General features: G+C 51.5%; 9 protein-coding genes. 8 read left to right on the top strand and 1 reads right to left on the bottom strand.

Annotated features, from left to right (window positions below):
• Positions 1-260: 260 nt before the first annotated feature.
• Entirely contained in the window at positions 261-1,628 is a 1,368-nt protein-coding gene (pyrD, locus tag ACM1PF_RS07530) for a dihydroorotate dehydrogenase (quinone) (protein ID WP_416673723.1), read from the bottom strand.
• Positions 1,629-2,062: 434 nt separating this feature from the next.
• Between pyrD and ACM1PF_RS07525 the strand changes: the two genes are divergently transcribed.
• The 8 genes from ACM1PF_RS07525 to ACM1PF_RS07490 all read left to right on the top strand — a co-directional run bounded on the left by ACM1PF_RS07525 (position 2,063) and on the right by ACM1PF_RS07490 (position 12,662).
• Positions 2,063-2,251 carry a hypothetical protein gene (locus tag ACM1PF_RS07525; RefSeq protein ID WP_416673720.1) on the top strand — a complete coding sequence of 63 codons (189 nt, stop codon included), beginning with the start codon at positions 2,063-2,065 and terminating at the stop codon, positions 2,249-2,251.
• Between the two features lie 151 nt (positions 2,252-2,402).
• A complete protein-coding gene (locus ACM1PF_RS07520) occupies positions 2,403-3,623 on the top strand; it encodes a response regulator (RefSeq protein ID WP_416673718.1) in 1,221 nt (406 codons plus the stop codon).
• An 84-nt stretch (positions 3,624-3,707) separates the two neighbouring features.
• Positions 3,708-4,073, top strand: a complete 366-nt coding sequence (locus ACM1PF_RS07515; protein WP_416673715.1) for a response regulator transcription factor — start codon at positions 3,708-3,710, stop codon at positions 4,071-4,073.
• Positions 4,074-4,159: 86 nt separating this feature from the next.
• The gene (locus tag ACM1PF_RS07510) at positions 4,160-4,687 is read left to right on the top strand and encodes a chemotaxis protein CheW (RefSeq protein ID WP_416673713.1); all 528 of its coding nucleotides are present in this window, start codon (positions 4,160-4,162) and stop codon (positions 4,685-4,687) included.
• 7 nt (positions 4,688-4,694) lie between these two features.
• Positions 4,695-8,711, top strand: a complete 4,017-nt coding sequence (locus ACM1PF_RS07505; protein WP_416673712.1) for a GAF domain-containing protein — start codon at positions 4,695-4,697, stop codon at positions 8,709-8,711.
• 243 nt (positions 8,712-8,954) lie between these two features.
• The gene (locus tag ACM1PF_RS07500; RefSeq protein ID WP_416673710.1) at positions 8,955-11,396 is read left to right on the top strand and encodes an ATP-binding protein; all 2,442 of its coding nucleotides are present in this window, start codon (positions 8,955-8,957) and stop codon (positions 11,394-11,396) included.
• Complete coding sequence (locus ACM1PF_RS07495) at positions 11,387-12,103, top strand: response regulator (RefSeq protein WP_416673708.1); 717 nt, start codon at positions 11,387-11,389, stop codon at positions 12,101-12,103. Before ACM1PF_RS07500 ends, ACM1PF_RS07495 begins: the two co-directional genes overlap by 10 nt.
• A 10-nt stretch (positions 12,104-12,113) precedes the next feature.
• Positions 12,114-12,662 (top strand): chemotaxis protein CheW, encoded by a 549-nt coding sequence (locus tag ACM1PF_RS07490; protein WP_416673705.1) that lies wholly within the window; start codon positions 12,114-12,116, stop codon positions 12,660-12,662.
• Positions 12,663-12,810: the final 148 nt, after the last annotated feature.

Genomic DNA, 12,810 nt, shown 5'->3' with positions numbered 1-12,810 from the left:
GTCAATTTTGATCTGCATCAGAAACATTCACAGGCAGGCAGGATGCTTGCGCTACGGAAGTTGATCCATTTGCATCAATAGGGTCGTTCAAGGCGATCGCTCCCTGTCGTTTTTTGAGTTCAAGCGCAATCTCAAACGTATTTCCCCTGCCTTCATTACCTCTTTAGTGACTCCGCACACTTCTTACTCATGAGCCAATGGCATTCACCGCACCTTCTACCACTTCGCTTTTAACTCAATACCCTAAGGTGTCTACCGGCTTACACCCTCAACCAGATTCGAGTCAGAACTCTGAGGATCTTCTCAATGTCTGAATAGAAGCATTCATATCTGGCAACCAGGTTAAGGTTTATTCCCCACTTCCCACCGCCTCCCCGATCGTCTTCATTCCCCGCTCCTCCAACTTCTGCACCAATCCTCTTAAGATTCGCCGTACCATCCAGGGTCACTTCATAGATCCAACCCGTGTAGGTTTGCACCAGCGTTGCACCCGCCGTAATTTTCTCCCAGGCATCCTCCACCGTAAAAACGCCACCTACCCCAATAATCGGTAAGGTTCCCCCCGTTTGCTGGTAGATAAATCGAATCACCTCCGTCGATCGCGCTCGTAAAGGTTGCCCACTAATCCCTCCCGCCTCTTCCGTGACCGGGTTTCCGGTTGCTGCAATCACCTGAGTCTTCAACTGATCACGCCGAATGGTGGTATTCGTCGCAATGATGCCCGCCAGTTGATGATCCTGAGCCAGTTCCAGAATCGATGTGATATCTTCCCACTCCAGATCCGGCGCAATTTTGACGAGGATGGGCTTTCGTCCCTGATTCTCCTGCTGGAGGGCTGCCAGAATCGGAGCCAGTTGTTCGGTTGCCTGGAGCGATCGCAGTCCCGGTGTATTAGGCGAAGACACATTCACCACAAAGTAATCCCCCAGATCCTTCAGTAGCCGAAAGCTTCCCAAGTAATCCTCTACTGCCGACTCCAAAGGGGTAATTTTGGATTTGCCGAGGTTAATGCCGAGGGGAATTGGGGAGTGAGGAGTGGGGAGTGGGGAGTGGGGAGTGGGGAGTGGGGAGTGGGGAGTGAGGAGTGAGGAGTGGGGAGTGAGGAGTGAGGAGTGAGGAGATTCGTTGGTTGGGCTTTGGTTTTCCTCTGATTCTGACTTCTGACTTCTGACTTCTACCCTCCCCATCAGTCGTTCTGCCAATGCCTCTGCCCCCTGATTGTTGAAGCCCATCCGGTTCAGGACAGCCTGATCTTCCAGCAGACGAAATAGACGGGGTTTGGGATTGCCCGGTTGGGGGTGGAGGGTGACTGTGCCCAGTTCCGCAAAGCCGAAGCCGAAATCTGACCAGATGTGAGCCGCAATCCCATCTTTATCAAAACCGGCTGCCAGACCGATCGGATTTTGGAACGGGCAGCCCCAGAGGGTTTGTTCCAGAATCGGATGGCTAAAGCAAAAAGACTGGTGTAGTTGATGGCGTAGTTGTTGAATGGGAAAGCGATGTCCTTGCTCATTCAGCAGATTCAAGATCTGCATACTCTGGGAATGCAGCCATTCTGGATCGGCTTTGAGTCCAGAAAACAGCAACGGACGGATGGCTGAGGTATAGAGATCAAAATGTGGTTTCAAGGGTTACTCTCGTGAGATTCGATCGACAGCGGGATAGTTGGGTGTAATGGACGGTTGCCATTGGCTTAACTTAGAATTATCGGTCGAGATGATTCTGCTGTGAAGCCTGAACTCGTTCACGATTGTATCGATTGCACAGGTTTTACACATTTACTGATTAGCATTTAATGTGCCTCTGGGTAGTCAGGTGGCCAGTATGGCGTGGGAAAAACACTCGGATAAGGGTGGCAAGCGAAGCAGTTAGGGAGTATTGTACTCAAGGGGAGCGATGCTTGTCTGATGTATCTGAAGGCGCAGCGTCTACCGAATTGTTGATCAGTGATGAATTAGCTCTAGCGTCTAAAACAGGGTGAATGATGACAATAGGGCAATTTGCTTAGCATCTATCGGTTGTTTGAGGGCTGGCTTCGCAATGATTTCATAATGATTTCATAATGATTTCATATTGCGATCAAATTGGCTTTAGAAATTCCGTTTTGTACTGTTTCGTACTGTCGATCGCTGCCACAAATGGGCATAATGTAACCGAATGTAACGATCGGTGTCAGTCCGTCAGCCCTGAAGCCGATGATTTGTGTTGCTCTACCTTTGTGGCTCTAAGGGCCTATCTGAAAACTCATTAGAGTTTTTGGAATCCAAAACTCCTGGTGGAGGTTGCGGATAGGTTCTAAAAGTATTTCCCAAAAAGATTGTTCTCTGGCGTATATTCAGGTTTTGCAAAACGTGCTGAATTCCTTGTCTGCATATTCAACTTCTGTTTCTTCCTATGCTTCAATGACAGCCTACGAAATTCGCACATTAGATGAGTTGGAGATGAATATTCGAGTTTGTGGACAAAAGCAGTTCACGGGTCGTCTCGAACTAAAGATTCAGGATTTTGCTGGGTTGCAGTGGAACTTCTTTTTTTATGGAGGAGGGTTGATTGAAGGCTCAAGCAGTGTGCATCCAGTTCGACGATGGTGTCGGCAAGTGGCTCAATACTGCCCCCAGTTGGCGATCGAGTCCAGTCAGCCATCGGGACATCGCCAGGCTCACGCCGAGTATTCCTCTCAGTATATAGATCAAACCATGTTAAGGCGATTAACCCAGCAGGGTAAAGTCTCTCAGGAACAGATGACATCGGTGGTGGCAGGCAATTTGAGAGAAATTTTGTTTGATCTGATTCAACTGGGGAAACAGCATCGCAATCGCCTCAAAGCGCAACTTATCTATGGACAACTGCCTCCAGCAATGGCCGCTACTGCCGCTGGCGTAATTCCAGTTGAACAGATCTGGCATCAGGCTCTGGAATCCTGGAAGGACTGGCATCAGGCTGGTTTGGGTAGTTGGTCGCCCAATTGGTCGCCGGTGATCTGGGATGCACAAGAATTACAGCAGCAAACCTCTCTGCTGGTTTACCACAACCTGACCACCTGGATTAATGGCGATCGCACCTTGAGGGATTTGGCGGTCAAACTCAAGCAGCCGTTAGTGGCATTGACGCAATCGCTGCTTCCCTATATCCGCAAGGGCATCATCGGTTTGATTGAGGTGCGCGACTGGCAACGGGATCCAGGTTCTAAACTGGGCTTTTTGTTTGATCAAGTCACTCCCATTTCCCAGGTGCGATCGACCAGTCCGCTGGTGGCGTATATCGAAGATAGTCGGTTCGATTGCATCGCCATGAACCAAATCCTGGCGCAAGCGGGGTGTCGATTTATCAGCATTCAGGATCCGTTGCAGGCTCTGCCGATTTTGATGGAGCAAAAGCCAGATGCGATCTTTTTAGATTTGTTGATGCCGGTCACCAATGGCTACGAGGTGTGCGCGCAAATTCGCCGGATTTCTGCCTTCCAGAACACTCCCATCATCATCGTCACCAGCAGTGATGGCATCGTCGATCGCGTTCGAGCCAAATTGGTTGGGTCTTCGGGCTTTATATCTAAGCCGATCGAGCCAGACAAAATCATTCCCGTCCTGCGGGACTACTTACCATCATCATCTCAACAGAATTGAGACATAAATTCTTGAATTCCATACGGAAGCGGTTAAATTTCGCAGAAAGGCTTAAAGGGAGGATTTGTATTATAGGAAACCATCATGACTACGGTTCTTCTGGTTGAAGATAGTCTGACTGACGCACAATTACTGACTCAATATCTGAAGCAGTCCGGCTTCCTGGTTATCAGCGTTGGCAGTTGTGAGGAGGCTCGCGCGAAACTTCAAATTTATCACCCTGATTTGGTGCTACTGGATGTTATTTTGCCGGGGCAAAGTGGGTTTGAACTTTGTCGTGATTTGAAAACGAATGCTGATACGAAACAAATTCCGGTAGTGATTTGCTCAACAAAGGGCAGTGATGCAGACAAGCTTTGGGGATCATTATTGGGAGCGGATGCTTACTTACCCAAGCCCGTTGATCAAAGTGAGCTAACCCGCACTGTAATGCGGTTGATGGCAGCTTAAGTACTGTTCGCTGAGAAGTGCATCCCTGGATTAAGAGTAACCGGAGAAGAATCCCTGGAGAAGCGATACTGGAGAAACATTTGACGATGGCGGAATCACTAGACATCGATCTAGCGAATAGTCTTAATACCCTGATTTTGGATCCACTTCCTCCAGAAACCCGTCAGCGATCGCTGCGGTTAGCGTTAGGACATCAGGATAGTGCGATCGTGCCGCTTGATCAAATAACAGAGATTTTTAACATTGAAATTGCCAAAATTCTACCCGTTCCAGAGCTGCCCCCCTATGTGCTGGGCATCTGCAACTGGCGTGGAGAAATGCTTTGGGTAATCGACTTTTATGATTTTTGGGGTCACGAATCGGTGCAACTTGATCCCGCTTCCCCGATCCTTGTCGTGATAGTTGTGCAGGTGAACAACCATTCGATCGGCGTGGGAGTGCCGCATATTGGCGATGTTGAATTCCATGACCTTCAGCATCTACAGCCTGTTCTCCCCGGTTTATTTTCACCAGGGCTTTTACCGTTAATTGCAGGACTTTTGCCTGAAAACAATGGAGTGGTGTTAAATCTCAAGGCGATCGCAGACTGTCCAGTATGGAAAAGCGTGAGGTGAGTTGCCGTTGAAGTTCTTTAATGTCGAAGCGTCTCCGTTGTGGAAATTAGTGCGACGGATTGCCGCCGAAGCGGAGGAAGCTGAGAAACCTGAGAAACTTGAGAATCTTGAGAGACAGGCATTGTTGCAGAACCCAGACCTGCCAGACCCTCTTCCCTACTCCAACGCACTCGATCCGATGGAAGATTCGTGTTTAGATTCACTGAATCAATCAATCAACGATCCAGACTCAATCGTTAAAACCCGCACAGCGGATTCGTCCACCCATTCCTCCACTGCTACAGGAACCACTGTTATGAACCTAGAGCAATCTAGAGCAAGACTGAATTCTAAATTTTCGATCGCTTCATCTCCCGCTTCCAACCCTCCGCCTTTGAATGACGGTTCCACTTCCTTACTGGAATGGATGCTGTCCACCACAAACCGAATGCATCAGGCGGAATCGGTTGATACGCTGTATACCATCATCACAACCGCAGTGCAGCAATACCTGCAAGCCGATCGCGTTTTGGTCTATCACTTTCAATCGGAGCGTCAGGGTGTTGTTACATCGGAGACTGTTGTGGACGGCTACACCCCCAGCTTAGGAGAGTCGCTGCCTGCGATCGCCTTTGGAGCGAGCCAACCCAGGGATTATCACCAGCAGAGTTATGTCGCTTTACACGACAGCAATCAGACTTCCCTCAGCCCCTACCAACAACAACTGCTCGATCGCTTTCAGGTAAAAGCCAGCCTCAGCTTACCCATCATTATTCGGAATCAGCTCAAGGGTCTGCTCGTCGTACAGCAATGCACCCATCCGCGACAATGGCAAGAGTCGGAAGTTGTACTGCTGAATCAAATCATTGCTGAACTGCGGCTATGTTTACAGCCCATCGCCTTTGACCGAGAACAGCAGGTTCTATCACGCCTGCAAGAAAAGCTGAGTTTATCATCACAGTCAGACCCATCATTTGAACCAGAGATCCTGCTGCAAGCGGTCGTTCGAGACGTGCGGAAATATCTCAACGTCGATCGCGTGGCAATTGTTCAGGTGCGTTCCGATGACCGGGTCAGTGTAGTTTCCGAGTCCAGGGCTGGTGACGGGGTATCTATGCTGAATGAAACCTGGAAAGCAGCAGGAGTTTGGCATCCCCAAAGCGATCGCTATCACCAACCCATTACCATCCCCGATCTTTCCTCTCAGAGTGTCAGTGATAATTCCCTGAGTAGGTTAGAGCAATACGAAATCAAAGCCTGTGCGATCGTACCGATCCTGCAAGGGCGATCCGTTTGGGGATTTTTGGCAGCCTTTCACCATAGTGACCCCTGGCAGTGGGCAACGGATGAGGTCAAGTTTTTGTCCCAGGCCAGCTACCGGGTGGGAACGGCATTACAGCAAGCGGCATTTCTTGAAGAGAAAGCAAAGGCAGAACAATATCGCCAGGAACTGCCAACGCTTATCCATCAAATTCGCAATTCTGCATACCTGGAAACGGCCTGTCAGACGGCAGTACAGGAAGTCCAAAGATTACTCAACGTCGATCGCATTGCCATCTACAAGTTTCGCCCAGACTATTTTGGAGATTTTGTTTATGAGTCTGAGGCGGGCGGTTTTCCGGCTCTGGTGGGGAGTGCCTGGGAGGATACCTACGTTCAGGAACATCAGGGCGGACGACTGCAAAAGAATATGCCTTACGTGGTGAATGACGTGTATCAGGCGGGATTGAGTCCTTGCCACATTGCCACCCTGGAATACTTTGGGGTGAAGGCCTTTGCGGTGGTTGCCATCAAACAAGGTGACACCCTCTGGGGACTTCTCAGTGCCTTTCAACATACGGGTGCCCGCAACTGGTCGGCCAGTGAAGTGTCGCTGCTGTCGGAAATTGGACGGCAGTTAGGAGCCACTTTGCAGAATGCGAGTTACCTGATGCAATTACAGGAACAATCTGTCCGTATGACCCAAATGGCGCAAGTGAGCCAGGCGGTGAATGACATTATTCCTAAAATTCTTCAGTCTCAAGATTTGAATTCGGTGCTACAAACCACCAGCCATTCTGTGCGTCGTTTGCTAAAGTGCGATCGCGTTGCGCTCTATCGGGTGCAGCCAGATCAGCAGAGTGAATTGCTCACCGTAGCCGGTAATCCAGGGCAGGACAGCTTGAACGCAGCAGGCGATCGCGCCGTTTGGTTGAAACCAACCTATTTGGAACCCGCTGGACGGTATGCCCAGGGCAAAAGTTTAACGGTTAACAATATCTACACAGCCGGCCATTCTGCCACCGAAGTGGAATGCCTGGAGGAACTGGACATCCGCGCCTTTGTCGTCACTCCCATTTTCAAACAAGGGGAACTGTGGGGACTGCTGGCAGCATACCAGAACACGCAACCCCGTTCCTGGGCAGAGGCAGAGGTTGAGGCTCTGAAGCGGATTGGCATTCAGGTTGGAACCGCATTGCAGCAAATTGACTATTTGGAGCAACTGCAACACAGTTCCCATCAACTCCTGCAGACAGTTGAACGATCGAGCTTGATCAACAAAATTGTCGATCGGATTCGCCATTCCCTGGATTTGCAAACTACCTTCAAAACCACCGCCAAAGAAATTCGCAACTTTTTGCAGGTCGATCGGGTGGCTATCTTTCAGTTTGACCCAGCAACGAACTATACCACCGGGCAAACGATCGCAGAAGATGTGCAACCAGGCTATGTTTCGGCCCTGAAAGTCCGAGTTGAGGATCATTGCTTTAACGAAAACTACGCTGAAATGTACCGCAAGGGGAGAGTTTGGGCCGTTGCAGATATTTATCAGGCGGGACTGCAAACCTGCTACATTGATGTCCTGTCCCAGTTTCAAGTTCGCGCCAATCTGGTTGTCCCTCTGCTGAAGGGCGAAGACCTCTGGGGGCTATTCTGCATTCACCATTGCAGAGAACCGCGAGAGTGGCAGGATGTAGACATTGAATTTGCCAAACAGATCGCTGCTCAACTGAACGTTGCGATCCAGCAGGGAGAATATGTGGAGCAGTTAAAGCAGCAGTCGCAGCAGTTAGCCGCCGCCGCCCAGCGAGACAAAGATGCCAAAGATACGCTGCAACAGGAAGTGATTCAACTGCTACTGGCGGTACGTCCTGCGCTGGAAGGGAATTTAACCGTGCGTGCCCCGGTCACCGATGATGAAGTGGGGACGATCGCCGATGCGTACAACAACACCCTCAACAGTTTGCAGCAAATTGTCGTGCAAATGCAGGCAGCCTCCAGTCAGGTGGCTCGAACCTCGCAAGCCAGCGAGGGTGCGATCGTCAGTCTTGCCGCTCAAGCTCAGGAGCAGCTTCAATCCCTCAATCAGGCATTGGAGCAAGTGCAACGGATGGTGCAGTCTACCCAATCCGTAGAAACCTATGTGCAGCAGGTGGAGTCCGCGGTGCAGCAGGCCAATGAAACGGTGATTGCTGGAGATGCAGCGATGGATCGTACGGTGGATGAAATGCAGGAAATCCGCGACATTGTGACGGAAACCAATCAGCGATTGCAGCGACTGAGCGACTCCTCCCAAAAGATTTCTAAAGTCGTCAGCGTGATCAGCCACTTCACCACGCAGACTCAGCTACTGGCCCTGAATGCAGCGATCGAGGCAACTCGGGCGGGTGAATACGGGCGAGGCTTTGCGGTGGTTGCGGATGAAGTCCGGTCTCTGGCACGTCAATCGGCTGATGCTGCTGTTGAAATTGAACAACTGGTGCAGGACATTCAAGCCAGCACCGCAGAAGTAGCAACTGCAATGGAAACCAGCATTCAACAGGTATCTTCTGGAACTCGTGTGGCCAGCGAAGCACGGGAAAACTTGAATTTAATTGTCGATGCCACAAGCCAAATTAGTCAGGTGGTGTCCGACATTACCCACGCCATGCAACAACAAACCCAACAGTGTCAATCTATGACGCAAACCATGAGCGATGTTGCTGCGATCGCCACCAAAACCTCAGAAGATTCCCATGCCATTTCCACTTCCTTCAAAGATCTGCTGGCCCTGGCCAGGATCTGAAAGCGAAGAGTGAACAATTCACGGTTGCTTAGGGGGACTCACTGTAGTGCAAGTTTCTGGCTTGCGGTGGTACTGCCCATTCTACGTTGGCTCACTGGGCGGGCAAGATGCCCACCCCACAAGAGGTAGGCGATTCCTAATCTTCTTCCCCACTCCTGACTCCTTGTACGGGCGAATCGCGATTCGCCCCTACCCACTCCCCACTCCTCACTCCTCACTCCTCACTTCTGCACCCCGTTTCCCATGACCACCGACCCCTCCATCCGCCAACGTGCGTATCAATACTTTCTCCAGGAAGCCCCTGAATTATTGCAAGCTCTGGAACAAGGACTGCGGCACTTCAAGACCGATCGCAGTATCAACCAGGTGCATCATCTACTGCGGGCGACCCATACCCTGAAGGGAGCCGCCAATAGTGTGGGACTGGAAACGATCGCTACCGTCGCCCATTCCCTGGAGGATATTTTTAAGTCGCTTTGCAATCCAGAGGCGGTGATTGATCCAGAGGTGGAAGCACTGTTGTTTGAGGGGTTTGAGTGTTTGCGGCTGCCGCTGACTGCTGAACTGACGGGGGGCACGATCGATCAGGCGGAAATTCTCGATCGCACGGCCACAATTTTTGCCCAATTACAGGAAAAACTGGGCGATTGTTTTGATCAACAGGCTGCTTTCCCTTCCTCAGAGGAACTGGGCTTCGACATTGTTCAGTCGATTTTTGAGGTGGGGGTGGCGCAACGGCTGCAACAGTTGTCTACGAGTTTGGAGCAATCGGAGGCAGAGGAGGTTGGGGCCCTGCTACGAACTCAGGCTGAAGTTTTTTTAGGCATTGGTGAGTCGCTCAGACTCCCTGGATTCGGGGCAATTGCCCAGGCAACGATCGCAGCGTTGAACCATCATCCAGATCAGGTGATGGAGATTGCGCAACAGGCAATCGCGGATTTCCAGCAGGGGCAGGCCGCAGTGTTGGCAGGCGATCGAACTCAGGGGGGACAACCTTCCGAAACTTTGCAACGGTGGGCAAACCTGGCGGAACAGCTTCCTGGATCTCCCACAGATTCCAAAGTGGGCGCAGATCGGACAGATTCAGACTCAAACCATCCCCTTTTAGAAAGCATTTGGGGAAAGGTGGTGGACTTAGAAGAGGCAGATTTAGAAAAGACGGATTTAGAGAAGACAAATTTAGAAAAGACAGATTTAGAAAAGACAGATTTAGAAAAATCCCCAGAAAATCCAGTTTCGATCGTTCCATCCCCCATCCCCGTCGATGGGTACGTTCCCCACCTGCCTCCTCCCTCCCTGCCGTCTCCCCTGGGTACACCAACGCCCATCACCACCAAAGTCAGCGATTCTCCCCCTCCGGTCGTGCGGGTGGATGTGAAGGATTTGGATCACCTCAATTATTCGATCGGCGAACTGCTGACGAATCAAAACTACCAATCTCTGCAAGTTGAGCAACTGCAATCCTCCGTCCGATCGCTGCTCTCACGTTTGAAGCACCATCAGCAAATTCTCAACCGATTACAAATCCTCTCCGATCGCCAGTCCAGGATCTCAGCCCAACTATCAACTCAATCATCAGAACCGGGAAAACGGACTCCGAAACCGGGGCGGGGCACTCGTCGCACCAAACTTCAAACCCCCGCTCCTGAAATGAAGCAGCAGTTGGATTCCCTGCAACTGGAGCAAACCACCCAACTGACCCAGTCGCTCCTGGATGATATGGTGCAGATTACCGAAACCGTCGAAGCGGTTGATCTCTTTGCGCGGCAGGCAAATCAAACTCTGGAAAAACAGCGGCAACTGCTCACCACCACCCGCAATGCCTTGATTGAAGCGCGAATGCTGCCGATGGGGACAATTTTTAATCGCTTTCCCCATGTCCTACAACAGCTTGAAACCTTGCACAATAAGCAGATTACGCTGAGTTTGCAAGGTACAGAGGTTTTAGTAGACAAGGCGATCGCCGAGCGGTTGTATGATCCCCTCCTGCATCTGGTGCGTAATGCCTTTGATCACGGGATTGAACCCCCCGCCCTGCGGCAACAGTTCGGTAAACCCGATCGGGGACAGATTGTCATTTCTGCCCATAATCAAGGCAAATACTTAGTTATTGAAGTGCGGGATGATGGCAGGGGGCTGGATTTTGACCAGATTCGGCAACGTGCCGTGGAACACCAACGGGTTTCGCTGGAACAAGCCATTCAGATGTCGCCCAACGACCTGACCGAGCTACTGTTTGAAACGGGCTTTTCTACCGCCAGGCAGGTTAGTGATCTCTCTGGACGTGGCATTGGTTTAGATGTCGTCCGCAATCAAATCAACGCCCTGCAAGGTTCTGTCACCGTTCACTCAAACCCGCACCAGGGTACTAGCTTCACCCTCCAAATTCCCATTAATTTGACGATCGCCCCCCTACTGGTTTGTGAAGCCAACTCCAGAATCTATGCCTTTTTAGATGATGCGATCGAGCAAATTCTAATTCCCCTGCCTCAGCAAATTCAGGAGCGCAATCACTGTAAGGTGTTGCAATGGCGAAAGGGCGATCGGTTCCAACTGGTTCCCGTTCACTCCCTCACCGCTGCCCTGAACTACCATTCACCCCTGGACCTCTCCCCCCTCCCCCTGCCAAAGACCCCGTTAAACCGATTCTGCTGCTGCGAGACCACGAAACTTTATTGGGCTTAGAGGTCGATCGGTTAATTGGAGAGCAGGAATTAGTGATTCGTCCGTTAAGTAACTTGATTGCCTCGCCTGACTGCGTACATGGGGCCAGCATCCTCGCCGATGGATCACTGGCCCTCGTGCTGGATGGCACCCGGTTACTGCAAACGGTTCTGACCCAACCCGCTACCCCCAAAACTGCTGAGGGCTGGGGGCATTCATCCCACCGACTTCTCGCTTCTGGCGATCGAACTCCCCCTCCACCCTCCGAGATACCCCGACCTGCCCAACGGGAATTTGCTCCCCCATCGCCCCCGTTTCCGCCCCAGCACAACGCTCGATCGCAACCGCTCATTCTGATCACCGAAGATTCGATTACCACCCGACAAGCCCTGGCGCTGACCCTGGAAAAGTTTGGATATCAAGTCTTGCAGGCCACCAACGGGCAGGAGGCGATCGAACAACTCCAGCAGCAACCCCATATCCAGCTAGTGATTTGTGATATTGAAATGCCGGGAATGAATGGGTTTGAGTTTTTGAGGCGATCGCAGCAAATGCCCGAACTGGCCAACATTCCCATTTTGATTTTGAGTTCTCGCAGCGATGAAAAACACCGCTCCCTGGCGGCTCAGTTGGGGGCCACGGCCTACATGACAAAGCCCTACATTGAATACAAGCTGTTGTCCCTTGTCGCGGATCTGCTGGAACGGAGAGTATTGGACACACCCTGAGATCACCCCTATGCCAAACGATGCCAACCCGATCAAACTCATCGTGTTTTCGATCGCCACCTATCGCTTTGCCCTGCCGCTCGATCAGGTGCTCCGGGTGGTTAACTATCCCAATCCAGCCGACAACCCACTCCAGTCCATCGGTCTGATTCACCTCGGTCGCCATGTCGTAAAAGTGCTGAATCTGCATCAATTGATCAGCGTGGGGCATTCCACTGACCCTGCCAAACCTCCAGCTTTAGAACCGCCCTCATTTTTGCTACTGTTGGCGAGCCCCCACGGAGAACTGTATGGCATACCCCTGGATCACCCCCCCGATGTCGTGGAGTGCACCGCAACTCAGATCCAACGCTTACCCCAATCCCATCATCCGTCCCATGCCATTGAACGGCTCAGCCATGCAGTGATTCATTCAGCCGAATCCCCCCATTCTCCTTCCCCATCCCGATCGACTGCCCTCGTATTTTTGCTAGATCCCCAATTCCTGGTGCGCGCGATCGCCCTGGATGCACCCCTTGCCCTTCAACCCGCATCCCCCAGGGAAAACGGGGGAATCTGACGTACGGATTGGACGTGGGCGAGCCTGGAAGATGGGAGCATCCCATGGATGCAAATTGAGCAATTTCCGTTTCCGTAGCGCAGGCAGCGTTTCGACGGCTCGAGTGAGCCTCGCCGAACTCTGAGCGTTTAAGCCGAAGTCTTGCCTG

It is taken from the genome of Egbenema bharatensis FJBBOT/2019 (genome assembly GCF_048077055.1).
Classification (GTDB): Bacteria; Cyanobacteriota; Cyanobacteriia; order Elainellales; family Elainellaceae; genus Egbenema; species Egbenema bharatensis.
This window is presented reverse-complemented; position numbering and strand designations above follow the sequence as displayed.

Coding starts and splice junctions, on each gene's coding strand:
- ACM1PF_RS07525 (WP_416673720.1), top strand. CDS start 2,063: ATGATTTCATATTGCGATCAAATTGGCTTTAGAAATTCCGTTTTGTAC.
- ACM1PF_RS07520 (WP_416673718.1), top strand. CDS start 2,403: ATGACAGCCTACGAAATTCGCACATTAGATGAGTTGGAGATGAATATT.
- ACM1PF_RS07515 (WP_416673715.1), top strand. CDS start 3,708: ATGACTACGGTTCTTCTGGTTGAAGATAGTCTGACTGACGCACAATTA.
- ACM1PF_RS07510 (WP_416673713.1), top strand. CDS start 4,160: ATGGCGGAATCACTAGACATCGATCTAGCGAATAGTCTTAATACCCTG.
- ACM1PF_RS07500 (WP_416673710.1), top strand. CDS start 8,955: ATGACCACCGACCCCTCCATCCGCCAACGTGCGTATCAATACTTTCTC.
- ACM1PF_RS07490 (WP_416673705.1), top strand. CDS start 12,114: ATGCCAAACGATGCCAACCCGATCAAACTCATCGTGTTTTCGATCGCC.